The 24421-nt window shown below is 71.9% G+C and carries 26 protein-coding genes and 1 pseudogene; 18 read left to right on the top strand and 9 right to left on the bottom strand.

What is annotated here, in order from left to right; genetic code table 11:
- The first annotated feature begins 50 nt into the window (after positions 1-50).
- Both ACFQO7_RS25120 and ACFQO7_RS25115 read left to right on the top strand, forming a co-directional pair.
- Positions 51-257, top strand: a complete 207-nt coding sequence (locus tag ACFQO7_RS25120; protein WP_376808668.1) for a hypothetical protein — start codon at positions 51-53, stop codon at positions 255-257.
- Complete coding sequence (locus ACFQO7_RS25115) at positions 254-850, top strand: nucleotidyl transferase AbiEii/AbiGii toxin family protein (RefSeq protein ID WP_376808667.1); 597 nt, start codon at positions 254-256, stop codon at positions 848-850. Before ACFQO7_RS25120 ends, ACFQO7_RS25115 begins: the two co-directional genes overlap by 4 nt.
- A gap of 92 nt (positions 851-942) precedes the next feature.
- On the opposite strand, the gene ACFQO7_RS25110 is transcribed toward ACFQO7_RS25115, so the two are convergent.
- Both ACFQO7_RS25110 and ACFQO7_RS25105 read right to left on the bottom strand, forming a co-directional pair.
- Entirely contained in the window at positions 943-1221 is a 279-nt protein-coding gene (locus tag ACFQO7_RS25110) for a hypothetical protein (protein ID WP_360524468.1), read from the bottom strand.
- 133 nt (positions 1222-1354) lie between these two features.
- The gene (locus ACFQO7_RS25105; protein WP_376808666.1) at positions 1355-1987 is read right to left on the bottom strand and encodes a hypothetical protein; all 633 of its coding nucleotides are present in this window, start codon (positions 1985-1987) and stop codon (positions 1355-1357) included.
- 131 nt (positions 1988-2118) lie between these two features.
- On the opposite strand from ACFQO7_RS25105, the gene ACFQO7_RS25100 reads away from it, so the two are divergent.
- The gene (locus tag ACFQO7_RS25100) at positions 2119-2814 is read left to right on the top strand and encodes a Clp protease N-terminal domain-containing protein (RefSeq protein WP_376808665.1); all 696 of its coding nucleotides are present in this window, start codon (positions 2119-2121) and stop codon (positions 2812-2814) included.
- A 52-nt stretch (positions 2815-2866) separates the two neighbouring features.
- On the opposite strand, the gene ACFQO7_RS25095 is transcribed toward ACFQO7_RS25100, so the two are convergent.
- The 5 genes from ACFQO7_RS25095 to ACFQO7_RS25075 form a co-directional block, all read right to left on the bottom strand.
- Positions 2867-3619, bottom strand: coding sequence for a hypothetical protein (locus ACFQO7_RS25095; protein WP_376808664.1), 753 nt, complete (start codon positions 3617-3619; stop codon positions 2867-2869).
- A 127-nt stretch (positions 3620-3746) separates the two neighbouring features.
- A complete protein-coding gene (locus tag ACFQO7_RS25090) occupies positions 3747-6974 on the bottom strand; it encodes a lamin tail domain-containing protein (RefSeq protein ID WP_376808718.1) in 3228 nt (1075 codons plus the stop codon).
- Positions 6975-7108: 134 nt separating this feature from the next.
- Entirely contained in the window at positions 7109-7762 is a 654-nt protein-coding gene (locus ACFQO7_RS25085) for a hypothetical protein (RefSeq protein WP_376808663.1), read from the bottom strand.
- 72 nt (positions 7763-7834) lie between these two features.
- The gene (locus tag ACFQO7_RS25080) at positions 7835-8260 is read right to left on the bottom strand and encodes a hypothetical protein (RefSeq protein WP_376808662.1); all 426 of its coding nucleotides are present in this window, start codon (positions 8258-8260) and stop codon (positions 7835-7837) included.
- 57 nt (positions 8261-8317) lie between these two features.
- Positions 8318-9814, bottom strand: coding sequence for a peptidase M16 family protein (locus ACFQO7_RS25075; RefSeq protein ID WP_376808661.1), 1497 nt, complete (start codon positions 9812-9814; stop codon positions 8318-8320).
- Positions 9815-9990: 176 nt separating this feature from the next.
- Here ACFQO7_RS25075 and ACFQO7_RS25070 point away from each other — a divergent pair, with 176 nt between their 5' ends.
- Both ACFQO7_RS25070 and ACFQO7_RS25065 read left to right on the top strand, forming a co-directional pair.
- On the top strand, positions 9991-11016 hold the full coding sequence (locus ACFQO7_RS25070; RefSeq protein WP_376808660.1) for an LPXTG cell wall anchor domain-containing protein: 1026 nt from the start codon (positions 9991-9993) through the stop codon (positions 11014-11016).
- 125 nt (positions 11017-11141) lie between these two features.
- Entirely contained in the window at positions 11142-11732 is a 591-nt protein-coding gene (locus tag ACFQO7_RS25065; protein ID WP_376808659.1) for a hypothetical protein, read from the top strand.
- 6 nt (positions 11733-11738) lie between these two features.
- Here ACFQO7_RS25065 and ACFQO7_RS25060 read toward each other — a convergent pair whose 3' ends face one another.
- Entirely contained in the window at positions 11739-12578 is an 840-nt protein-coding gene (locus ACFQO7_RS25060) for an alpha/beta fold hydrolase (protein WP_376808658.1), read from the bottom strand.
- A 68-nt stretch (positions 12579-12646) separates the two neighbouring features.
- Here ACFQO7_RS25060 and ACFQO7_RS25055 point away from each other — a divergent pair, with 68 nt between their 5' ends.
- Positions 12647-13444, top strand: coding sequence for a TetR/AcrR family transcriptional regulator (locus tag ACFQO7_RS25055; RefSeq protein WP_376808657.1), 798 nt, complete (start codon positions 12647-12649; stop codon positions 13442-13444).
- Between the two features lie 45 nt (positions 13445-13489).
- Here the strand turns inward: ACFQO7_RS25055 and ACFQO7_RS25050 are convergent, their stop codons facing one another.
- Positions 13490-14098, bottom strand: a complete 609-nt coding sequence (locus tag ACFQO7_RS25050; RefSeq protein WP_376808656.1) for a TetR/AcrR family transcriptional regulator C-terminal domain-containing protein — start codon at positions 14096-14098, stop codon at positions 13490-13492.
- 70 nt (positions 14099-14168) lie between these two features.
- Between ACFQO7_RS25050 and ACFQO7_RS25045 the strand changes: the two genes are divergently transcribed.
- The 12 genes and pseudogenes from ACFQO7_RS25045 to ACFQO7_RS24990 all read left to right on the top strand — a co-directional run bounded on the left by ACFQO7_RS25045 (position 14169) and on the right by ACFQO7_RS24990 (position 24279).
- Positions 14169-14747, top strand: a complete 579-nt coding sequence (locus ACFQO7_RS25045; RefSeq protein ID WP_376808655.1) for a peroxiredoxin-like family protein — start codon at positions 14169-14171, stop codon at positions 14745-14747.
- Between the two features lie 55 nt (positions 14748-14802).
- Entirely contained in the window at positions 14803-15522 is a 720-nt protein-coding gene (locus ACFQO7_RS25040; protein ID WP_376808654.1) for a hypothetical protein, read from the top strand.
- A gap of 77 nt (positions 15523-15599) precedes the next feature.
- A complete protein-coding gene (locus ACFQO7_RS25035) occupies positions 15600-16055 on the top strand; it encodes a hypothetical protein (protein WP_376808653.1) in 456 nt (151 codons plus the stop codon).
- A gap of 57 nt (positions 16056-16112) precedes the next feature.
- Positions 16113-16469 (top strand): annotated as a pseudogene (locus ACFQO7_RS25030) (formylglycine-generating enzyme family protein); the annotation flags it as partial.
- A gap of 58 nt (positions 16470-16527) precedes the next feature.
- Positions 16528-17031, top strand: a complete 504-nt coding sequence (locus ACFQO7_RS25025) for a potassium channel family protein (protein WP_376808652.1) — start codon at positions 16528-16530, stop codon at positions 17029-17031.
- An 88-nt stretch (positions 17032-17119) separates the two neighbouring features.
- Positions 17120-17641 (top strand): SigE family RNA polymerase sigma factor, encoded by a 522-nt coding sequence (locus tag ACFQO7_RS25020; protein ID WP_376808651.1) that lies wholly within the window; start codon positions 17120-17122, stop codon positions 17639-17641.
- Positions 17638-18810 carry a hypothetical protein gene (locus ACFQO7_RS25015; RefSeq protein ID WP_376808650.1) on the top strand — a complete coding sequence of 391 codons (1173 nt, stop codon included), beginning with the start codon at positions 17638-17640 and terminating at the stop codon, positions 18808-18810. The genes ACFQO7_RS25020 and ACFQO7_RS25015 overlap by 4 nt, the downstream gene beginning before the upstream one ends.
- Positions 18811-19015: 205 nt before the next feature.
- The gene (locus ACFQO7_RS25010) at positions 19016-19576 is read left to right on the top strand and encodes a septal ring lytic transglycosylase RlpA family protein (RefSeq protein WP_239167468.1); all 561 of its coding nucleotides are present in this window, start codon (positions 19016-19018) and stop codon (positions 19574-19576) included.
- A 26-nt stretch (positions 19577-19602) separates the two neighbouring features.
- Positions 19603-20229, top strand: a complete 627-nt coding sequence (locus ACFQO7_RS25005) for a hypothetical protein (RefSeq protein WP_376808649.1) — start codon at positions 19603-19605, stop codon at positions 20227-20229.
- 96 nt (positions 20230-20325) lie between these two features.
- Positions 20326-22026, top strand: coding sequence for a proline--tRNA ligase (locus ACFQO7_RS25000; RefSeq protein WP_376808648.1), 1701 nt, complete (start codon positions 20326-20328; stop codon positions 22024-22026).
- An 87-nt stretch (positions 22027-22113) separates the two neighbouring features.
- Positions 22114-23292 (top strand): GNAT family N-acetyltransferase, encoded by a 1179-nt coding sequence (locus ACFQO7_RS24995; protein ID WP_376808647.1) that lies wholly within the window; start codon positions 22114-22116, stop codon positions 23290-23292.
- Positions 23293-23364: 72 nt separating this feature from the next.
- The gene (locus tag ACFQO7_RS24990) at positions 23365-24279 is read left to right on the top strand and encodes an SDR family oxidoreductase (protein ID WP_376808646.1); all 915 of its coding nucleotides are present in this window, start codon (positions 23365-23367) and stop codon (positions 24277-24279) included.
- Positions 24280-24421 lie beyond the last annotated feature (142 nt).

The raw sequence follows: 24421 nt of genomic DNA, 5'->3' as shown, positions 1-24421 counted from the left end.
TAGCGAGCGCAAGGGCCGGACCGACCTGTCCGGCCCTTAGACTCAATCCCATGTCAGAGAACGCCGCGGTGAGGAGACTCCGCCTCGCCCTGGACATGTACGAGGTCGGCGAGCAGATGCAGCGGACACGCCTCAGGCGCCAGCGCCCTACGGCGACCGACGCCGAGATCGAGGCCCTCGTCCGAGCGTGGCGAGTGGCAAGGCCTGCTGCGCCTGTCGGCGATGCGGTCGGGCACGCGTCCGACAGGTTCGCATGAACGTCCTAAGCGACGCGTTTCGCCAGGTGGCGTCCGACCTGAACGGGCGGAACCTGCGCTGGGCGCTGGTCGGTGGATTCGCTGTTTCCGCTCGCGCCGAACCGCGATTCACCCGTGACATCGATATCGCCGTGGCCGTCCATACGGACGCCGACGCGGAGCAGCTCGTACGTTCGCTGATAGGAGGCGGCTACCGCCTGTTCGCTTCCGTTGAGCAGGACACGACGGGACGATTGGCAACGGTGCGGCTGACCCGCAAGGTCACTGCCGAGGACGACGTAGTCGTCGACCTCTTGTTCGCAAGTTCGGGCATCGAACCGGAGATCGCCGCGGCTGCGGAGTTGCTGGAGATCCTGCCCGGCCTGTCGCTGCCGGTCGCAACTGCCGGCCACCTGATCGCCCTCAAGGTTCTGGCACGCGACGATGAGACTCGGCCGCAGGATCTGGCCGACCTTCGTGCGCTTCATGCCGAGGCAACCGCCAAGGATCTTGAAGACGCGCGTGAGGCACTCAAGATAATCACTGAGCGCGGCTATCACCGCGATCGAGATCTTTTGCTCGCATTCGACAAGTCCGCACCGCACGCCGACTGACCTGAGGTCGTTGCCGCGGACCCGACATCACCGCCGCACGACCGCATCAGCCAACCCGCGCGGTCGTACGGCGTGGTATCGCGTCGGCCGCCTCAGGAGAAGCGCTCGCCGCGCATGACGGCCCGTGCCACCTCGCGCAGCTTGTCGTCGTCGGGTTGGAAGCCCTCGGCGATGTCGGGGTGCAGGCCTTCCCTGGTCTCCCGGAGGATCCAGGCGGCGACCTCGTCCTCGCTCTGACCGTCGTACTGGTCGGCGACGCGGTTGGCGGCCTGTTCCAGCGCGGAGGTCAGCTGCGCCTCCAAGGGCACCTGGAGCTTGCGCTCCACCGCGTTGAGGTCGTCGCTGTCGAGCGACACGTGCATCTCCGGCATTGCCCACATCCTTCGGTCGTCGGCCCTGCCCTACCCGGAACGAGCCTGCGCCAAGCATGGCGCACACCGACCACCGGATGCCTGTGCTGACCGGCGTGTCCGCTCCGGCGGCGTCAGTGGCGGACGGGGCAGGTCACGGGCAGTTGGCGAACTCGACGCGGTGGAAGTCGCCATATGGCGGGACCTGAACGCTGACGGTGATACCGCGGCCGAGCGGGGTGTCCTGGTGTGCGCAGACCGTCTTGACGTCGACGCTGGTCCGGACGGTCTGCACCGACTGGGCGCCGGTGCCGGTGACGGTGACGTAGCGGGGGATGTCGCCGCTGCCCACGCCGCCCGTGGGGTAGACGAAGTCGACCCGGATGCGGACCGGCCCCGTGCCGGTCACGGTCGCGGTGATCGTGGCGACGAACTTCGCGCCACTGGGTGCGGCCTCCAGCGACAGGGCTTTGATTTTCGCGGTGGGCTTGGGGCTGGTCTTGGTGCTCGGCTTGGCCCCGGGCGTCTTGGTCGGGCTCGGCGTGGGTTTGGCGGTCGGGCTCGGCACGACGCTCGGGGTCGGACTCGGCGAGGGGCCCCCGGTCGGGCTCGGCGACACCTCGGCCGCGGCGACAGGCACCGGGTCGGCGGCGGGGCTTCCGGCTTTGGTCAAGGCCCACACCACGTAGCCGCCGCCGGCACCCGTGAGCAGCACCAGCAGCGCCGCGACACCGACGAGCGCGTACAGCAGGGCGGGACGCAGCGGCCGGCGGGCGGGCTCGGTCATCGGATCTCCCCTGCGGAGCGGGCGCGGACGCCAAACCGTATGACGGTTGTCCACCCACCACAAGATCGGCCGAACGGCCTACGTCAACCATGGGTTGACGATCCCTCTCGCGTCAACCTAGGGTTGACGGCATGGCTGAGACACCTCGACTCGACGACCTCATCGACGTCATCAAGAAGCGCCACCCCGACGGCGACACGCTGCAGCAACTCAGCGATGCCGTCGTGCTGGGCCAGCACCTCGGCGAACTCGCCGACCATCTCATCGGCCACTTCGTCGACCGCGCCCGGCACTCCGGCGCGTCCTGGACCGACATCGGCCAGAGCATGGGCGTCACCAAGCAGGCCGCCCAGAAACGCTTCGTGCCCAAGGAGTCCGAGGCCACCGAGTCGGATCTGAAGACCTTCGCCCGCTACGACGACGCCGCCCGCCAGACCCTGGTGCTCGCCCAGCAGGCGGCGATCACCGCCGGGCACGACCACATCGGGCCGCAGCACCTGCTGTCGGCCATGCTCGGCAACCCCGCCAGCCCCGGCACCCGCGCCGTCGAGGCCACCGGCACCGTGGCGGCGGTCAGCGCCGCACTGGCCGAACGCTTCCCCGCCACCGGCACACCCGGCACCGGACCGGTGCCGTTCGCGCCCCAGGGCAAGAAGGCCCTCGAACTGACCCACCGCGAGGCCCTGCGCCTCGGCGACGAGCACATCGGCACCGAGCACCTGCTGCTCGGCATCCTCGACCTCGCCGAAGGCGACACCGTCGACCTGCTCACCCGATGCGGTGTCACCAGGGAGAACGCCGAGGCCGCGCTCGCCGGACTCCGCTGACGGAAGCGGCTTCCGACGCCCGGCCCGGATCGCGGCCGGGCGTCGCCCGTCGTCAGCAGGAGCGCAGCCGGCTCGCCTTGTGCACGCCGTCGAACAGGTACAGCTCGGCGGATCGGCCGAGCTCCGTCGCGTACGCCCGCAGCGACGTGCAGGCCTCGGCCTGCAACGCCGAGTCTGCGCTGTCCAGGTAGACGCGGAAGGAGTTGTGCGAGGTGTCCGCGGCCACCAGGTGCGACACCCAGCCGCGGGCCTCGAAGCGCGTGCGCAGTTCCTCATGGACCTCGCGCGTGTCGTGCACCTGCGGCAGCAGCAGCACGGCCGCGGCCAGCGCCGCGCCGACGCCCATCGTGCCGATCGTCCACCACCGCACCGACCACGCGGACGGCGCCGGCCGCGCGTCGGCGGGGATCCGATCGAGCCGCATCGCGCCGTACGCCAGCATCGCCGCGCCGGCGCTGATCCACACGCCGTTGCCGGCGAATCCGCGCTGGAAGTCTGCCTCGTCGGTCACGCCGGTGGTCGACAGGAAGTAGTTGGCCGCCGTCAGGACCAGCAGCAGTGCCCCGCCGACCTTGACCGCCGCCGGCAGCGCCCGCAGCAGCGGCCAGAACTTCGCCATCGGCAGCTGCCCGAAGTAGCTGCCGTTGACCGCCTTCATCACCCCGATGAAGCAGGCGAAGGTCAGGGCGAACGGCACGAACACCACGCCGATCGGGATGCGCGGCCCGCCCGGGAGCAGCGTGTCCACCACCATGAGCAGGAACAGCCCGGAACCCGCCAGCGAACCCGCGATCAGCTTGCGCATGGGCGCGATCGTAAGGCGCGCCGTCGATTCTGTCCGACCCGTGCCCAGCGCGGACCCGCCGCGTCGAGGCCCGGATACGACGTGGGGCCGGGGCGCCCTCGCGCACCCGGCCCCACGTGCCCCACCGCTAGCCTGTGATCGTGCCCTGGCCGGTGATGTCGGCCAGGTCGACGACCCGCGGATCGGCCACGACGCCCAGCCACAGCTTCTCAGCGGGCTCGGTCACCTTGTCCGTCCTGGTCTCGACCGGGAACACCACCGACACCTGGCCGGCCGGGATGGTTCGGCAACCCAGGTACGGCGTGAAGTCCAGCAGGAGTTTGGCAGTGTCGGGCACCGTCGCGGCGCATACGCTCAGATCCTGGGACAGCGGCCGGGACAGCGTCACCGTGAACGCCAGCGGCTGGCCCTCGGCGGCGGTCGCGTCCGAGACCCGCAGCGAGGCGCGGGTGCGGAACACGGCCACCTGCGGGTCGTGGTCGCTGGCCCCGCGTGCGCCGTCGCCGTCGTGGTCGGCGGCCCAGTCGGCGTTGATGTGCGCCGCCCGGATCTTCACCAGGTCACCGTAGAGCTCGTCGTTGACGAACAGGTGGTCCAGCGTCTGCGCCTGGCCCTGGAACACGTACGAGTAGGCGCTGCCGGGGACCTGCGCGGCCAGGTCGGCCCACAGGTTGTGCAGACCCAGGTCGTACAGCGGCTTGAGCTGGTCCGACGGGGTGTCGCTGTCGGACATGGCGATCGGGTCGTCCGGCCGCGGGAACACGTTCAGGTCGCCGCCGTACACCACCCGGGCGTGCGGGGACGCCGCCTCGATCGCGGCGACGATCGCCGCGCCGTAACGGGCCTGCTCGGTGCGCTGTCCGACCCGCGCCTGCGGGGTCGAGGAGTAGTGGTTCGACACCGCCCACAGCTCGTAGACGTCCGCGCCGCCCGGCTGCGCCGCGACGGTGAACCGGGCCACCTGCGGGGCACGGGTGAACACGTTCGACCCGTCCACACCGGTGGACGTGTCCGCATCCGACGGCAGCACCGCGTTGAGCGACTTCGGGTTCTGCACGTCGGCGTTGTAGCCCAGCGCCGCCGACCGGAACTGCACGCCCGGCGTCGCCGTCAGCACCGCCGACGGGGCCGCCAAGGTGAGCCGGTCCGTGCGGTACAGGAACCCGGCGACGATGCCCCGGGCGTCCGCGCCGTCACGGTCGTACGCCGCGTCGTAGGCCGGGCCGCCCGCCGCCGCGCCGGCGAGAGCCAGCTCCTGCAGCGTGTCCGGCTTGCCGTCGGCGTTGTTCACGTCGCCGCAGACCAGCGCGCCGCCGGTGACGGTGCAGATGTCCTGGTCCTCGGCCTCCTGCACGAGCAGCAGGTCGGGGCCGTGCAGGTCGTTCGCGATCTGCGACGCCAACGCGCCCAGGTGCGCCTGGTAGTCGGCCTCGTTGAGCGGCACGTAGTCGAACGGCGGCGACACCCCCGGGCAGCCGGAGTTGCCCAGGTAGTCGCAGCCGTCAAACGGGTCGTCGCGGAAGTCGTACAGGTTCTCCACGTTGTACGTCGCCACGGCCAGCTCACGGTCCCGGTTGATCGGGGCGGGAGCGTTGTTGGCCGACGGGTCCGCGCCCGCGCCGAAGTCGGCGGAGGCGACCTGGATGCCGTACTTGTCGAAGGAGAAGTTCAGACCGCCGACCGCGTCCGCGGCCAGCACGTCGAACGTGTGCGCGGGCGGCAGCAGCGCCGCCGTGTCCTGCGCGGTCCACTTGACGCCGGTGGTGCCCAGCATGATCCGGGTGCCGTTGCCGTCGTCGAAGACGTGCGCGGTGTCGTTGTCCATCGGGTGCGCGTCGCGGTACACCCGCCGCGTCAGCGGGTCGGTGCGGTCCAGCAGCGGGTCGTCGACGTCGAGGACGTACACCTCGGAGTCGGCGGTCGAGGCGAACACGTCCCGGCCGCTGGCCGCGACACTGCCCGCACGCACCCGCAGCTGCTCGCCCTCGTGGCGCTCCCAGAACCGGTTCGCCGCGGCGAGGTCCTGCGGCGGGGTGGCGTCGGTGACGGCGGTGTCGGTGACCCCGGACTCGATCACGCGGACCAGCGACGCCGAGGACAGCTGGGTCATGAAGAAGTACTCCGAGACCCGCGCGCGCACCACGACCTCGTCGCCGACGGTCGGCACGTAGCCGCCGATCAGCGACGTGAAGCCGCCCATGAACACGAAGATGCCGTCGGAGCTGGTCGGGTCGCCGTCGGTCGCGCCGGTGCGCGACTGCAGGTAGAAACCGTACTGCGCGGCTCCGGCCGAGGTGCGGGCCAGGGTGCGCTGGGTGATCACGCCGCGCACGTCGTACAGCGCGCTGCTGGTGCCCGTGCCGGAAGCCGGGGCCAGCGGCGAGCGGTCCTGCACGCCGTTCTCGGCGTCGGTGGTCGGGCCCTGCACCTCGCCGACGCTCAGCACCCGGTTCACGGTGACGGTGAACCCGCAGGTCGAGGTGGTGCCGTCGGTGTCGGTCGCGGTCATCGTCACGGCGTACGACCCGAACGGCAGGTCCGCGTCGGCGGTGACGGACGCGCTCGCGGTGCCGCCGACGGCGTCGGCCGGGGTGAACGCGGTGCGCGTGATCGTGCCCGCCGCCGGGGCGGGGACGATGTTCGTGACGGCGAGGTCGACGATCGTGTCGTCGGCGTCGGTCGCGGTGACCGCGCGGACACCCGCCTGCCCCTGGGCCACGGTGAGCGCGCCGCCGCAGGTCAGGGTCGCGGGGGCGTCGACGGGTCCGCCGCCTGCGCTGTGCGCGCCGAGGCCGTCGACGGTGTCGGTCGCGTAGCCGACCCAGCCGGTCGCCGGGTCGAACGCGTCGCCGGGCTCGGTGTCGCCGAGCGACACGGCCGCGTCGCGGCGGATCGTGTTGTCGGCCGTGCTGGCAAGGCCGGTGCCCCACTCGGTGCCGGGGTCGGTGCCGACCTGGCCGAGCGAGTCCACGACCGTTCCGCTCGCGCCGCCCTTGCGCAGCACGATCGCGTCGTCGCCGTTGTAGAAGCTGGCGGAGCTGGTCTGGTCGGCCTGCGCCAGGATCGCGGCGTTGGCGCTGGCGTGGGCCAGCACGAACACGTCACCGTCGGCGACCGTGCCGGTCAGTGCGATGGTGCCGCCGGCGGTGGTGGCGCCGTTGAAGTAGAACTGCACGACGTACTGCCCGGCGGCCAGGTCCACGGCCGAGCCGGTGCCGTTGTAGAACTCCAATGCCTTGTTGTTGGAGCTGCCCTCGACGTACTCGGAGATGAGCAGGTCGCTCGGCGCGGCCAGGGCGGCGGGTGACGCCGCGGTGAATCCGGCCAGCACGGCAAGCACAACAGCGGCGCGCATAGTGCGACGCATCGATATCCTCCCGGGGTTAGGAGGATGACCCTACTGGCCGGTCACGAAGAGGTAAACCCGCCTCGATGACTCACGGGTGAACACTGTGGACCCACGGTGAGCCCGCGCAGGTCGCGGCGCCGTCACCGCCCTGGAGCCGGCCCCGGTCCCGCACAGTTGCCCTGCCTGCCCGTGACGATGAGTGTCGGGCCGTCGAAGTCGACGGTGCCGGTCTGGCCGTCCCGCCACCGGAGCCTCAACTGATGCGGGCCGGTGAACTCGACCAGATCAACGAAGTCGTAGGAACTGCCGTCGGACTCGACGAAGCAGTCGATGTCCTCCCGCGCCTCCCGGCTGAACAGGCCCGCTCGCGACCGCAGCCACAGATAGGGGCGGCCGGAGAAGGCATCTCGGCTGACCACCTCGAACCTGCCGTCCGCGGAGACCGCGACGGTCCGCGCGGGCACGCCGCGCAAGCTCAAGGTGTCGAGTTCCCCGCTGACGACCCAGGTGCCGGTGGCGCACAGGGTCACGACGGCGGCCGCCACGTAACCGAGCCCTCGCGCCCGGACCGAGCGGACGCCGAACACCGGCCCGGCCACGGCCAGCAGCAGCCCCGAAAGGCAGATGAGCACGAAGGAGATCGTGCTGCCGTGATCGAGCAGGACGACCCACAGCCCCGGATCACGGGTGATCGCCAAGGCCGCGCCCACCGCGAGCACGGCGAGAAGCCACATCACACCACCCGCCGCGGCCCGCATTCTGCTGCGGCGCGGCGTCACCCCGTCCGGCGTCATCGCGCCAGGCTGCCATGCGGCGGGCCGTCGCGCTGTCCCGGACCACGCCGCGGCACCGGCACGGGGGCATCGTCAGGCGCGCTGTTCCCGGGCGAGCGCGCGGTAGATGAGCACCGCGGTGACGGCGAAGTAGAGGGCCATCATGGTGAAGGCGCGGGCGAAAGCGGCCGGATGGATGCTCTGGCCGACAACTGTCAGCGGGGTGAGAAGCGCACCGGCAAGCGCCAGCGCCCACAGCGCCACCGCCCAGCGCGGTGCCCCGCTCAGGAACCACCGAAGGTAATGCCACATGGCGAGCGGGCTGTTCCGGTTCGGCATACGGCGCATCGACACGATCATGCCCGGCAGGACGACCGGGAAGACGAGCAGGAACGACACGTGGGCCAACGTGTCGTCGCCCGTGTTCGCGGGCAGCCAGCTCCAGACCGCCAGCGCGGCGCACGCTGCGGCCACCGCCACCGAGGCACGGTGCAGCCAGGTGATGTTCGTCGAGGTCACGGGCATGATCGTACGAGCGGTGTCAAATCATGTACGGCCTCTGACCTGCGGCTTCGCTCAGTCGTGCGCGATCCGGTGGCGGCGCGGCGGCACCCGGGTGACCAGCTTGTCGACGCCGGTGAAGCCGCTGACGTCGACCAGGCAGCCGTGCCGGATGTTGCCGAGCAGGGTCTCGCCCCGCCGCTGCACGAGCATGACGTCGCCCATCGGGAAGCTGTGCACCGTGCCGTCGGCGGCGACGTGGTGGCACCCGTCGTCGCCCAGCACGAGTGAGTCCTTGGCCCCGCGCAGCCGCCGGGCCAGCGACGGTCGCAGCAGCTCACCCTGCGGGGTGAACGAGCCGGCCGGGCAGCCGGTCCGGGTCATCCCGTCGAGCGCGATGTCGACCCCGACCGGGACGACCAGCAGCGCCGAGGACAGCCACGACGCGGCGGCCGCCCGTACGTCCGCCGGGCCGAGCCGGGCCGCGGCGGCCGCCTCGGCCTCGCCGAACTCGTCGTACACGGCGAACAGCTCCCGGTGCCCGGCGTCGGCCAGCGGAGCCTGGGCGTGCGCCTGCTCGGCGGCGGCGAGCACGCCGAGGCGTTCCAGCCCGGCTCGCAGTCGCGGGTCCTCGGCCGGGGACCGGGTGTAGCGGGTGACGACCGCTGCCAGCTCGGCGAGCGCGGGTTCCTCGGCGGCCAGCCGCAGCAGCTCCTGCCACAGGACGCGGGCGGCCACGGCGCTGTCGCGCTGCCGGTTCTTGCCGCGCAGGTGCAGGCTCAGGCCCAGTTCCAGCCGGTCGCCGCCGGCAGGGGTCGACCATTCGGTGGACCAGGCCTTCACCACGGCCCGTTCCAGCAGCGCCTCGGCTCGGGTGCCGAGCACCCGCAGCAGCAGGAACGCCTGCGGGCCCGAGGTGGCGGTCACGGCGATGGCGGGCGCGACGACCTCGTCGGCGTACCAGGCCGGTCCGGCCGGGCCGCCCGACGGGCTCGTCGTATGGGCGGCGCGCGGCCCGGCCGGCAGCCGCAGGCGCAGCCCGGCCGGGGGCGGGCCGGTGCAGGTGAGCACGGCGTTGCCCGCGGAGAACCAGCGGGCCAGGTGGGCGCGGACCTCGTCGGCGGTGAACCGGTGCGCGTCGACGGCGGGCCAGCGCAGCAGGCCGGGGCCGGTCGGGCCGAGCCGGCGCGCCAGCAGCGACGCCCACGGGTCGCGCACAGCGTCGTCGACGTCGAGGTCGAGCTCGATCGCCCGGTCGGCGGCGTCGAGCTGCCGTGCGGTCAACACGAGGCCGCCGAGATCGGGGTTCGCGACGAGCGCGGCGAGGTCGGTGAGGTCTTCGGCGACCCGGGTCGGCTCACCGGACAGGGTGAACGACGTCTCCAGCAGTCCCGCCGTCTCATCGGGCTCCGCGAGCAGGCTCACCAGCAGGTGCCGGGTGACCAGGTGGGTGATGCCCAGCTGATCGACGTCCTCGTCGCGGGCGCCCACCGCGAACGCCAGCGTGGCCGTGAATTCGCCGGGCATTTCCTGCCAGAGCACCCGTACGGTGTCGATCTCCTCCCGCCGCATGCGCGGATAGTACGAGCCCGGGTCAACCGGCGGTTGATCCGAATGTCACCTGAGCTGGCCGAACGGTCGGACATGGCGTCTCGACGGGCCGCCAGGACGGACCGCGGACGTGATCTGCCGGGACCGCCCACCGGGCAGGATCACCGTGCACACTGCTGATCAGAATCGGAGCGACAATGAACAAGCGCGGGCGCATCGCGATCATCGCGGGCGCGGTGCTCGCCACCGGCACCATCGGTTTCGCCGCCATCCCGGCGCTGGCCGATGACAAGCCAGACGCTCCGTACAACGTCGTGTTGCAGGAGTCGCACCAGGGCAGCGAGGCCGAGGACTTCACCCGCAACTGCGCCGAGGTCGGTGACATCGGTGACAGCAAGGACGGCTGGGTCTTCAACGCGCCGTCGAACGAGTTCGACAAGGTCGTCGGTGTGAAGGCGACGTTCGACGACGGCGACTCCGAGATCGAGACCTTCATCCGCACCGGCGACGCCGACGCCTACCCGGACGGCTTCGCCAACGCCGCGAACCCGCACCTGGCCTGGGTCGTCGTGCCGCACGGCTGGGAGCTGGTGACCGCGCAGGCCAAGCTGACCGTCAAGACGAACGGCAAGGACAAGGACGCCGACAAGCTCAAACTGGTCGTGACGCACACCTGCGCCGGCAAGGACACCCCGCCGCCCGCGCCGAGCCCGTCCGCCTCCCCGAGGCCGGAGCCGAGCGTCTCGCCGTCGGCGTCGCCCGAGGCGAGCGTCTCCCCGTCGGCCTCGCCCGAGGTGAGCCTGTCGCCGTCGCCTGAGGTGAGCGCTTCGGCGTCGCCGGAGGCCAGCCCGTCGGCCGACGTCACGCCGCAGCCGGAGGAGTCGCCGTCGCCCGAGACCAGCCCGTCGCCGGAGGCGTCGGCCTCCCCGGAGACGAGCCCGGAGCCCGAGCAGTCCCCCGAGCCGAGCTCCTCGCCGGAGGTCGGCACGTCGCCCTCGGCCGAGACCGGCACCTCGCCGTCGCCGCAGGTCAGCGAATCGCCGCAGCCCGGCACGTCGCACAGTGACACGCCTTCGGTCTCGGCGAGCCCGTCTGCGGAGACCGGCACCCTGCCGCGCACCGGCGCACCGCTGGCGGGCATCGCGCTGGCCGGTGTCGCGCTGGTCGGCCTGGGTGCGGTGGTGCTGGTGATGACGCGCCGCCGCCGCGAGCACATCGCCTGAGCTGTGACCGCCTGCTGAAAGAGGGCTCCCCGTCCACGGGGAGCCCTCTTTCGCGTATCGGCAGGTCGAAGACTGCACGTCCGGCCAGGGCAGAGTCCGTCACGAAGGGCCTTACTCTCTACGCCATGCGAAACCCCTTCCGCGCGCTGCACCCTCGGCAGCTCCGCGGCCTGCGGCTGTTCCTCGTCATCACCGTGGCCGCGCTGGTGGCAGGCCTGGCGGGCACGGCGCTGCTGCCCGCCGAGCACCGGGGGCTGGCCGTCGGGCTGATCCTGGCCGCGGGTCTGGCCGCGGGCTGGTTCACGGTGACCGGCTTCCGTCCCGTGTGGACGGCGGTGGCCGCGGTGATCGGTTTCCTGTTCGTCGTGATCATGTTGCGCGAGACCGGGCCGAGCCTGCTTCAGCTGCGCGGCGGCCTGGTGGACGCGCAGGTCGTGTCGTTGCGGGAGAGCAGCGGGCCGACCGGCCGCTACCACTATGCGCTGGCCGCCCACTCCGGTCGGGCCCTCGGCGGCGAGCTCACCGTCGACGAGGCGGCCTACCGGATGGGCGAGTCGGTGACCGTGGTCGAGGAGCCGGACGGGCTGGCACATCCGATGCTGCCCAGCGAGCTGACCGAGCACCGGCAGAGCTGGCTCGCGGTCACCGTGCTGTATCTGGCGACCGCGGTGCTGTGCCTGCTGGCGGGGCGGCCGCGGCGGGCGAAGGCGAGCTGATCCGGGTCACCGGCGGGACTCCAGCCAGGGGCGCAGCACCGGCAGCACGGCTGCGGCCTGCATGGCCTGCATGTGGTCCAGTCCGTCGAGGACGGCGACGTCCCAGCCGAGCGCTTCGAGTGCGGCCCGCTCGCGTCGCACGGGTCCGGCGATGTCGACGGTGACGCCGCCCCACTGCTCGCCGTACTCCATGGTGTCGGCGGAGCCGACGACGCACAGCCGCGGGCAGGTCAACAACGGCTGGGCGGCGCGGTCGTCGAAGTCGCGCAGCGACTCGTACAGCGTCACGAACTGGCGGGTCTGGTCGACGGTGGTGACGACCGAGACGGTCGACCAGTCGCCGGGCACGGTCTCGGTCGGCGTCGGCGGGTGCTGCACGGCCGCCAGGGACGCCGCGTGCGCGGCGGTGGTCACCGCGAGCATCGCCGCGTACGGGCCGCCGACCGGTGGGTAGCCGCCCATGACCAGGGCGGAAAGCCGGTCGGTGTGCAGTGCGAGCTGCTGGCCGAGCAGCCCGAGCCAGGAGTAGCCGTAGAAGGCGAACCGGTCGGCGCCGGCCGCGTCGGCGACGGCCAGCAGGTCGCGGGCGGCGTTGGCCGGGGTGAGCGTCTCGGGTTTCGGGTGTGCCATGACGTGGCCTTCGTAGTCGAAGGCGACGACCCGGAAGCGGTCGCGCAGTCCGTTGATCAGCGACTGGCCGAGCGCGGGGTCGGCGCCCCAGGCGCGCATGGCCTCGGCCTTCGGGCCCTTCAGCGGGACCGGGTCGACGGGCAGCAGCAGGACGGGCCCGTCGCCGTGCGCCTCGAACCCGATCATGCTGCCGTCGTGCAGTCGTACGCTCGCCATCAGCATCTCCTTATGCCGTAAAGTATTCTTTGGCGAAGACATTAGCTTACGGTGTACGGAGATGCCACATGACGTTGTACGGCGGCCAGGGCGACCCTGCGCGGACCATGGCGCTGCTGTGGCGGGCGCACTCCCCCACCGGCTCCGACGTGCCCCGCGTACGCCGTGCCGCCCCCGGCCCGAAGCAGGGCCTCACCGTCGACGCGATCCTCGACGCCGCCATCGCGATCGCCGACACCGACGGCATGGACCGGCTGTCCATGCGCGCCGTCGGCGAGCGGCTGGGCACCTCGGCGATGGCGCTCTACACCTACGTGCCGAGCAAGCGCGAACTCGTCGACCTCATGTACGACCACGCCCACGCCGACTGGCCGCAGCGGTACCCGCTCGACGGCGGCCCGCGAGCCGCGGTGCGGGCCTGGGCCGACGACCTGTGGGACCGCTACCTGCGCCACCCGTGGCTGCTGCAGGTGTCCTACGCCCGGCCGGTGCTCGGCCCGCACGAGCAGGCGGTCCTCGAATCGCTGCTGGAGGTCCTGCACGCCGCCGACCTGCCCTCGGACAGGCTGCGCCCCGCCGTCAGCGCGCTGTTCCACCTCGTGCGGGGCGCCGCACAGACGGCCACCGAGGCACGGGCCGCCGCGGCCGCCACCGGAACCTCCGACCAGGATTGGTGGACTGAACGCTCCGCCGTGCTCAGCCGCCTGGCACCCGACTTCGCCCAGCGCTTCCCGCGCTCGACGGCCCTGGCCGGATCATCGTCCACGGCCGACTACGACCCGGTCCGCCAGGGCAAGGACGCCCTCGACGGCGGACTGCATCTGCTGCTGGACGGCCTGCTCGCCGACGGCGGCGCAGCCGCCTGACAGGTCCAGCGCGCCACCGGGAAGACGCTCGTCGCGACCGCGGGATCAGGGCGTGAGGCCGCGTAGCAGCAGCGCCAGCCCTTCGCCGAACTCGCGCTGCGGAGTCACGCCGCGCGCCGACACTGCCGTCTCCGCCAGGTACGGGTACTGCTCGCCGAGTGTGGCCAGCACGTCGGTGCCGGCCCCGGACAGCGGCCCCAGCCCTTCGGCCTGCAGCGCGCCGATCAGGTAGCTCACCAGCGCGCGGAACGCGATGACGCGCCGCTCGCCGGCGAAGCCCGCCCCGGCCAGAACGCTCAGCATGGCTTCTCCGCTGCGGCGTACGCCCGGGGAGGCGTGCCGGTGCACCAGCAGCAGCGGCACCATGGCCGGGTGCGCCTGCACCGCCAGCCGGATGCGCTCGCACAGCTCGGCGATACGTTCCTGCCAGGTGGGCAGGTCGGGCACGGTGAAGTCGACGCCGCCGAGCACCAGCTCCACGACCAGCCGTTCGAGCTGCTCCCGGTCGGTGACGTACCGGTAGAGCGACATCGTGCCCATGTTCAGTTCCTGCGCCACGGTGCGCATCGTCAGCACGGCGAGGCCGTCGCGGTCGACCACGGCCAGGGCGGCGGCGGCGAGCTGGTCGGTGGTCAGCGATCGCTTGCGGGGCACGGCTTGACAGCGTACAAGATACGCTTATAGCGTCGTAGGCGTACGTTGTACTCCTACGAAAGGCGTACTCATGGCCAAGCTCGTACCCGGCGATCGGGCACCCTCCGCCGAGCTCACCGCCGTCACCGGCGAACCGATCCGCTTCCCCCACCCCGGCCGCATCGTGCACCTGCAGTTCCGGCGCTTCGCCGGCTGCCCGATCTGCCACCTGCACCTGCGCTCGTTCGTCCGCGCCACGGACCGGCTCGCCGAAGCGGGCGTCCGCGAGATCGTGTTCTTCCACTCCGGAGCCGACGAACTACTCGAACACGTCACCGACCTGCCCTTCCCCTGCATCGCCGACGGCGAGAAGCACTGGTACCGGGCCTTCGGCGTCGAAGCCGGGGCACGCTCGCTGCTCAACCCGCGCGCCTGGCCGGGAATCGTGCGCGGCATCGCGGTCGCCCTCTGGCTCCTGCCGCAGCGCAAAGCCCACCTGCCCGCGACCAGCCCGACCGGCGGCCGCCTCGGCCTACCCGGGGACTTCCTCATCGGGCCGGACGGCACCGTGCTGGCCGCCAAGTACGGCGAGCACGCCGACGACCAGTGGAGCGTCGAGGAGGTGCTCACCCTGGCCCGTGCGGCCGGGCACACGAACGCCCAGGTGTGAGCCCGGAGCACACGGGTTCCCCGGGTGGTGCGTCCGGCACGTACGATGCCGAGCCATGTTCGCCTCCCGGCTCGCCCGCACCCGTGGCCTGATCGCGCTGACCGTCGTGCTCACGGCCGGCTGGCAGGCGGCCGCCCACCACTTCCCGGACCGGCTGGTGTCGATCGGCATCCTGATCCAAGGGGCCGAGTTCGCGGCGGCGATCGCGTTGCTACTGCTCCTGGTGCTGCGGCCGAGCGGGGAGCGGACCACCTTCGACGTCCGGGCGGGCGCGTTCACCGCCTCGTCGCGGCAGTGGCTCGGCATCCACCTCGCCTGGGTCATGATCGCCGGGGTCCTGGTGGGTCCAGGTCCCGGCGAGACCTGGGCCGAGCTGAGCCTGTTCGACATCCTCGTTGACATCCCGATCGCGCTGGTCGCGGTCGGCGGCGCGTTGCTGTCCTGGTGCGACCTGCCCCGCCTGGAACTGTGGCCCGACGGTGTGCGGGTGCGCCGGCTGCGCTCCGCGGTCACGCCCTGGGCCGCGCTGCGGCGCGGCACCCCGCTGCGCCCCCGCCGCAACGAGCAGAACCTCGCCCTGCCCGTCGACCAGCCCGACCTCGTGCCACCGGTGTTCGCCAAGAACCCGCAGATCCCCCTCGGCTGGGACGCCGACCCTTGGTTCGTCGCCGACGCCATCCGCTGGTACGTCGACCATCCGCAGGACCGCAAAGCCATCGGCACCGAGGCCGAACTCGTGTTCCTCCGGGCCCGAATGGCCACCCAGTCCGAGTGAGCCGCACGCCCTTGCCGAACCGGCCGACCGGGCGGATGATGACCCCCGTCGTTGATCATCAGGAAGGTGCGTACGCCATGCTTCGGGTCCTTGGCCGCGGTGCGCTCGTCGGTCTGGCCGCCTTCCTGGCCGCCGGCCTGGTGGGCATCCTGCTCGGCGACGACGCGGCCGGCTTCGACGCCGCGCACGACCTGGTGGTGCCCGTCGTCGCGCTGGTCGCCGCGGGAGTCGCGGCCTGGCTGCTGAAACTGCGCCAGCCGGTGCTGGTCCCCGTGCTCGGCCTGGTCGTCAACATCGCCATGAACCTGGCCCTGCGCTGGTACGTGACCAGCGCGATGACCGACGACGAGGGCGTGCTCCACCTCGACCGCCAGCCGTTCGAAACCGGCGGGAGCGTCCTGTCCGCGCTGTCGCTGCCCAGCCCGCTGCTGCACGGCGCCTACCTCGTCGTGCTCGGCGTCGTCGGCGCGGTGATCGCGGACAAGGTCGCGCAGGCCAACGCGGAGATCGACGCCTCCGCCCGGCAGCGCTGACCGCGACCCGCGCGTGACGGGGCGTTCACAAGTTCCACAATCACGAAATGCTGACCCCCGGGCGGGCGGCACCTGTGCAACATCTGGCAGGGCGAGTTCCCGGCCCGCAACACCGCCGCCGACGGGCACCTGGGCACCGCGCCGGTGAAGTCTTATCGGCCCAACGGATACGGCCTGTACAACGTCGCGGGCAACGTGTGGGAGTGGTGCGCGGACTGGTTCAGCGTCGACTTCCACGTCACCGGCCCACGGGTCGACCCGACCGGACCGGCCGACGGCGCGGCGCGGGTGATGCGCGGCGGCTCGCACATGTGCCACGAGTCGTACTGCAACCGCTACCGCATCGCGGCCCGCTCCTCCAACACACCCGACAGCTCGGCGGGCAACATCGGCTTCCGGGTCGCCGCAGGCTGACCGCCCGCGCCTGGCGGGGCGGGCCGGACCGTGGCACGCCATGGGCGACAATACCGGCATGTCGGCTATACGGCGACGCCCGATTCTCCGGGCGCTGATCAACAGTGTGCTGCTGCTGGTCCTGTACTTCGTCGTACCGACCGACATGGGTGACAGCCCCGCGAGACTGGCCATCCGCGTCCTGCTGACGTTCGCCGGGCTGATCCTCGCCGTGCTGCTCATCCTGCACCAGGTCCGCCGCCAGCTCGACGTCGCCGAGGCCCCGCTGACCGGCCTGCTCACCGCCCTGGTCGGCGGGGTGCTGTTCTTCGCGCTCGCCGACTACCTCGTCGCGGCCCACGCGCCAGGCCAGTTCGTGGACTTGGCGACCCGCCTCGACGCGCTGTACTTCGCGGTGTCCACGCTGGCCACGGTCGGTTTCGGCGACGTGCACGCGCAGGGCCAGGTCGCTCGCGGTCTGGTGACCGTGCAGATGCTGTTCAACACCGTCGTCATCGCCACCGGCCTGTCCGTGCTGTCCAAGCAGATCGCCGCCCGCGCCCGCGAGCGCCGCGGCGGCTGACCCGGCCCCTTCGCTTAGTCTCACCCTCCGCCCAACCGGAGCCGTCGCCGTGCCCGTCGACCGGGTGAGTGCGACAACCGGAGGTTAGATGAACGGGGAACAAGAACGGGAGTACGTCGCGTACGTGACCGCCCGGCTGCCCGCGTTGCGGCGGATCGCCGCGCAACTGGCAGGCGACCCGCATCGGGGCGACGACCTGGTGCAGCAGGCCATCACCAGGCTCTACGTGAAATGGCGGCAGGCGAGCCAGGCCCGCAACCTCGACGCGTACCTGCACACGATCCTGGTGCGGACCTTCCTCGACGACCGCAGGCTCGCCTGGAGCCGGGTGAGCCTGTCCTCCGACGCGGGCAGCGAGCAGGTCGCCTCCCCCACGGACGTGGACACCCGGATGGTGCTGCGGGTGGCACTCGGCCAGATGCCGCCGCGGCAACGTGCCGCGGTGGTGCTCCGCTTCCTCGCCGACCGCTCGGTCGAGGAGGTCGCGGAGATCCTCCAGGTCTCGCCGGGGACGGTGAAGAGCCAGACCTCCGACGGCCTGGCCACCCTGCGGCGGCTGCTCGGCGAGCATCCCGCCACGGCGACCACAGCGAAGGGAGCAGACCGTTGAGGGACGAGGAAGTGCTGGGCGCGTTCCGGGAGGACCCGCTGCCGCCCTCGGGCGTGGACGTGGCGCGGGCCGTGCGCACGGGTCGGCGCCAGCGCCGGATGCGGAGCGCGGGCCTGGCCGGCGCGCTGGCGCTGCTGCTGGCGGGCGGAGCGGCGGTGCCGTTCTGGTTCTCCGCCGCGAACGGCCCGGCGAACCTGGGGGCGAGCCCGGAGGTCACGATCGGACCTCCCCCGCCGCCGTGCCCGAGCCCCGAGCCGTCGCCGTCGGTCTCGACCTCGCCGCGCCCGGCCGGGACGGCACCGGCCGAGTTCGACGTCCTGCGGCACTGGGTTGACGTCAGCGGCGTGTCCGGCCTGTACCCGCAGCTTTTCCGGACGGCTCGGTACTGGCAGTCCGTCCTCATGTACGACGCGGCCGAGCGGTTCACCGTTGAGGTGACCGTGTACGCCGCGGGCGGCAAGCCCGTGTTCGGCAACCACGACGCCACCGCGTTCGAACCGGTCGACCTGACCGGGGCCGAGAGCGCCGGCCAGGTCGGCGGCAGGCCTGCGTCGTGGCTGCCCGGACGGCAGGGCATGTACGGCCGGGACGCGGCGCGGCTGGGCTGGCAGTGGGCCGACGGCGGCTGGGCTTTCGTGGCGGCCGCCGACGGTGCGCAGGAGTCCAGCCGGCAGCCGTCGGCCGAGGCCATGGCCGCGCTGCGCGTCATGGCGGCGCAGGCTGCCGAGCAGCTCGTGATCGGCCACGGGACGGCGGTCACCATGCCGTTCACGGTCCCGGGCATCCCGGAGTGCTCGCGGCTGACCGGGACCACCGTCTACCGGGGCACCCGCGGCGACGGCACCCCGTTCGTCCGGCCCGGTCTGGTGTTCGGCCGGGCGGACAACACCGACCCGCTGCTGTTCCCGCCGGACGTGGAGACGACCGTGATCGTGGACTCGGCGGAGACCCCCGCGGACAAGCCGGGTTCGGTGAACGAACAGGTGGATGGGCATCCCGCGGTGGTCGGCGACGGCACGGTGTTGCTGCACGGCCTGAATGGATTCATGGTGGAGGTCAGCGCGCCGGTGGGGCGGGACACGCTGCTGGCCTACGCCAGGGCGGTGCGGATCGTCGACGGCGCGCACGGGGATGAGAGCAAGTGGACGGAGCGGCCGATCCGGTCGTGACCGTCGCTCGGCGACACCGCCCCCGCGGCCTCCGGGCAACGGGGGCGGTGTCGTTCGATCGGGCGAACCTTGTGGGGCAAAAGCGCCCAATATGCTCGATCCTTTTGACATGCCATGCGTACGCCTCGATACGGTCGGCTTCGGCCCCGGTTCGCGTGAACGTGGCGACCGGCGCCCGTCCTGTTGCCTACGGAAGGTCAGCACCTTGCCCGGCCGACATTCACTGCCCCGAAAGCCCCGCCGCAGGCTCGCCCCGTTCGCCACCGCCACCGTCGCCACGGCCGTCCTGGTCGGAGGCGGTCTGATCGCCGCCGAAGTGGCCGCCGAACCCCAGCAGAACGATCCCACCGCCGCCGCCGGAGAGACCGCCGCGACACCGTCGCCGTCACCGAAGGTCACCGACGCCCGCCGCGAAGCCCCGCAGCGCCCGTCCCGCGGCAACCGCAACGCTCCCGCCTCGCCGACCGAGACCGCCACGGTGCTCGACTCCGGCACCTGCAAGGCGTCCTACTACGACGAACCGCAGGGCACCGCCAACGGCGAGACCTTCGACCCGGACGCGCTGACCGCGGCGCACAAGTCGCTGAAGTTCAACACCCGGGTCCGGGTCACCAACACCGCCAACGGCAAATCCGTCGTGGTGCGCATCAACGACCGCGGCCCCTACATCACCGGGCGCTGCCTGGACCTGTCCCGGGCCGCCTTCGCCGAAATCGCCAATCTGAGCAGCGGAGTGACGACCGTACGGTACGACATCCTGGCCTAGCCGTTCAGGCATGTCAGTATGTCCATGTGGCCTCCATATACCTGGAACTCGGCTCAAAACGGATCTTCGCGTGCGCCCTGGAGTGGCCCGGCTGGTGCCGCTCCGGGCGCGACGCGGAACGCGCCCTCGCGGCGCTGACCTCCTACGCCGAGCGCTACGCGGTGGTCGCCGAGCGGGCGAAGATCCCTTTCGAGCCCGGTGACGTACGCGTCGTGGAACGCGTGCGCGGCGGCTCGACCACCGACTTCGGCGCACCGGAGCGGCCGGCGACCGCCGACTTCGCCCCACGCGACCACGACACCGCGCAGCGGCAGGCCGCCCTCGTGCGGGCCGCCTGGGACGTCTTCGCCGACGTCGTCGCCGCCACCCCCGCCGAGCTGCGCAAAGGTCCACGCGGCGGCGGGCGGGACCGGGACCGGATGGTCGAGCACGTGCTCGCCGCGGAGGTGTCGTACGCCCGCCGGATCGGGGTCCGGCAGCTCGCGCCCGGCGACACTGCGGCGCTGCGCGCCGAGGTCCTGGAGGTGCTGGGCAGCCCGACCGACGGCACCGCTCCGCCGCGCGGCGGCTGGCCGCACGCCTACGCGGCGCGCCGGATCGCCTGGCACGTGCTCGACCACGCCTGGGAGATGCAGGACCGCGCCACGCCGTAAACGGCTCGTGCGGCGTACCCCCTGCTCATAGGATCGGCGGATCGCCCGGCGGGCACGCCGCCGGTCCGACAGGCAGAGAGTGCAGGTGTACGTGTCATGCGCTGGTCAGAGCTCTACGTCCCGACCCTCCGCCAGGACCCGGCGGGGGCAGACGCCGTCAGCCACCGGCTGCTCCTGCGCGCGGGCTACATCCGGCAGCTGATGGCGGGCCACTACTCGCTGCTCCCGCTGGCGGTCCGGGTCCGCGCGAAGATCATCGAGGTGATCCGCGAGGAGATGTCGCGCATCGGCGCGCAGGAGTTCCTGCTGCCCACCATGCAGCCGGCCGAGGTCTGGCAGAAGAGCGGCCGCTGGGACAAGATCGGCGCGGAGATGTTCCGGCTGACCGACCGCAAGGGCGCCGACGTCGCGATGGGCATGACCCACGAGGAGATCTTCACCACCGTCGCCCAGGAGCTGCGCTCCTACCGCGACCTGCCCCAGCGCTGGTACCAGTTCCAGACGAAGTTCCGCGACGAGCCCCGGCCCAAGAGCGGCCTGATCCGGGTCCGCGAGTTCACCATGAAGGACTCCTACAGCTTCGACGTCGACGACGCCGGGCTCGACCGCTCCTTCGACCTGCACCACGAGGCGTACACGCGGATCTTCGCCCGGCTCGGCATCCCCGCCATCCCGGTCGAGGCGTCCAGCGGCATCATGGGCGGCAGCGACTCGATCGAGTTCATGTGCCCGACCGCCGCCGGCGAGGACATCGTCGTGCACTGCGCCTGCGGGTACGCCGCGAACGTGGAGAAGGCCACCTCGCACCTGCCCCAGGTCGCCGACGGCGACGGCCCGAGCGCACCCGAGCCGTTCGACACCCCGGACGTGCGCACCATCGAGGACCTGGTCACCGGCTTCGGCGTCACCGCCGACCGCCAGGTCAAGACCCTGGTGTACGTCGTCGACGACCAGCTCACCCTCGTGCTGATGCGCGGTGACCACGCCCTGGTCGAGCAGAAGCTGATCGACACCCTGGCCGCGGTGAACGTGCGCCCCGCGCACCCCGAGGAGATCCGCGAGGCGCTCGGTGCGCTGCCGGGCAGCCTCGGCGGCGTCGGCGTCACCGGCCTGCCGATCCTGGCCGACCTCGCCCTGCGCGGCCGCCGCGACATGACCACGGGCGCCAACCGCGACGGCGTGCACCTGCGCGGCGTCGACGTCGAACGCGACATCCCCGTGGGCCGCTGGGCCGACCTGCGCGAAGTCGTCGCCGGCGAACCCTGCGCCCGGTGCGAGCAGCCCCTGGACGTGCTGCGCACCGTCGAGATCGGGCACATCTTCAAGCTCGGCGGCCGCTACACCGAGACCCTCGGCGTCACCGTGCTCGGCACCGACGGCGAGCGGGTCAACCCGGTCATGGGCTGCTACGGCATCGGCGTCGAGCGCGCGCTGGCCGCGATCGTCGAGACGCACCACGACGACAAGGGCATCGTCTGGCCGGTGCCGGTCGCGCCGTTCGAGGTCGCGATCGCGGTGCTCGGCAACGCCGACGACGTCGTCGCGGCAGCCGAGTCGCTGTACGCCGGGCTGCGCGGGCAGCGCATGGACGTGCTGCTCGACGACCGGGCGGAGCGGCCCGGGGTGAAGTTCAGCGACATCGAGCTGATCGGCGTGCCGTACCGGATCACGGTCGCCGCCCGCGGCCTGGCCGAAGGCACCGTCGAGTTCACCGACCGGGCCACCGGCCACACCGAGCGCATCCCGCTGGCCGGCGCGATCGCCCACGTCACCGCAGCGGTGCGCGCCACCGAGTGACCACGCGCCGAACCGCGCCGTACCGTTCATGCCGCAGCTGCGACACGGGCGGGACGGCGCGTTTCGCGCCTGAGGAGGCGAGGGACCATGCCGGGAGAGATCCGGATCGAGCGACGCCACACCGGCGACGCCGCCTCCCGCGACCTGCGCCGGGAGTTCGTGGCCGAACTGGCCCGCCGCTACCCCGAGCAGGACTTCGGCGCGGATGCGGTGACCGACGAGCTGCCGGTGCTGGATGCGCCCGGGGCGGCGTGGTTAGTGGTGTACGACGGTGGCGAGCCGGTCGGCTGCGGCGGCCTGCGCGGGCTCGACGAGCACACGGGTGAGATCAAATGGGTGTACCTGCGCGAGGCCGCCCGGGGCCGCCAGGTGGGGCGTTCGCTGCTGGTCGAGCTGGAGGACGCCGCGCGCGAATTCGGCTACACGCGGCTGCGGCTGAGCACCGGCGACCGGCAGCCCGAGGCGCTGGGCTTGTACGTCTCCGCGGGCTACCGACCCGTCGAGGACGGCGTGCCCACCCCGCACCGGCTGGAGAAGGACCTGCGCCCGCGGCCCGACGACGTTCGCGTGACCTTCCGCAAGTACGACGGCCGTGTGCACTGGCACACCACCCTGCGCCGCCTCGGCGAGGACGAGCACGGCGTGTGGCTGGGCGGCACCCGGCACACCCCGTGGCGGCGCGCCGGCCGGGCCGCGAGCTTCCCGCAGCACCCGCACGTGATGCTCGTGCCGCACGAGGGCCGCTGGATCGCGAACTTCCACGCCGCACCGCGCCGGACCGCGCTCTACGTCGACGTCACCGACCGCCCCGCCTGGACCGCACCGGATCAGGTCACCGCCGTCGACCTGGACCTGGACGTGCTCCGCCGCCGCGACACCGGCCAGGTGCTCCTGCTCGACGAGGACGAGTTCGCCGAACACCAGGTCCTGTACGCCTACCCCGCCGACCTGATCGCCGAAGCCCGGCGCACCGCCGACGACCTGCTCGCCTCGGTCAGCGCCGGACACGAACCCTTCGGCTCAGCCCACCTGCCCTGGCTTGCACAGCTGACCGGACAGGAAACCTACGTCTCGCAAGCCGGGACAACCGATGCTCAGGACCAATGGAGCCATCAGGAACGGCTTGCCGCGACCCGGCGACTGCTCGCCGACAGCGGCCACGAGCTGACCACCGACGGCATAGAGCGAATGCGGGTGCGCATAGCCGAGCACGAGGCCCGTCGTGCGGCCGGACGGGCGGCCGAGGACCCGACTGATCCTCGGTGACCTGACACGCTTGTGCGAACTGTCGCAGTAAACATGACAGGACCTGTCAGGGTTCGCTGTCAGGATCGACCCATGAACGACACGTTGGCAGGAAAGATCGCCCTGGTCGCGGGTGCTACGCGGAGCGCGGGGCGGCAGGTCGCCGTGCAGTTGGGTGCGCAGCGCGCCACGGTTTATCTCACCGGGCGCAGCACCGGTATGCACCGCTCGGAGATGGACCGCCCGGAGACGATCGAGGAGACGGCGGAGCTGGTCCGCGCCGCCGGTGGGACCGCGATCCCGGTGCAGGTGGACCATCTGGTGCCGGAGCAGGTCGAACGGCTCGTCCAGCGGATCGACGCCGAGCAGGGCCGCCTCGACGTCCTGGTCAACGCCATCTGGGGTGCCGAGAAGCTGTTCAGCTGGGACAAGAAGCTGTGGGAGGACGACCTGGAGACCGGCCTGCGCATCCTGCGGCTGGCCGTCGACACCCACATCATCACCAGCCACCACGCGCTGCCGCTGCTGATCAGGCAGCCCGGCGGCCTGGTGGTGGGGATGACCGACGGCACCGAGGAGTACAACCGCGCCAACTACCGGGTCGGCTTCTACTACGACCTGGCCAAGATGTCCGTGCTGCGGATGGCGTTCGCCCAGGGCAAGGAACTCGCGCCGTACGGCGCCACAGCGGTCGCGTTGACCCCCGGCTGGATGCGCTCCGAGATCATGCTGGAGAACTACGGCGTGACCGAGGCCACCTGGCGCGACGCCGTCGCCGCGCAGCCCCACTTCGCGATCTCGGAGTCCCCGGCGTACACCGGCCGTGCCGTCGCGGCCCTGGCCGCCGACCCGCAGGTGGCACGGTGGAACGGCCAGTCGGTCTCCAGCGGGCAGCTCGCGCGGGAGTACGGGTTCACCGACCTCGACGGCAGCCGGCCGGACTGCTGGCGGTACCTGGTGGAGGTCCAGGACCCGGGCAAGCCGGCCGACGTCACCGGATACCGCTAGGGCTTCTTGTTCACGATCTCCGGGTGGATAAGGACGAACTCGCCGAGCTTGTCGACCGACGCCGCCTTGAACATCAGCTTCGACGTCTCGTTGAGGTCCTCGAACGACTCCTTGTTGATCACGTAGCCGTTGAACCAGCCGC

This window comes from Catellatospora aurea (assembly GCF_042663325.1).
Lineage (GTDB): Bacteria > Actinomycetota > Actinomycetes > Mycobacteriales > Micromonosporaceae > Catellatospora > Catellatospora aurea.
Note: the sequence above shows the minus strand (reverse complement) of the source record. Positions and strands in the feature narration are given on the sequence as shown.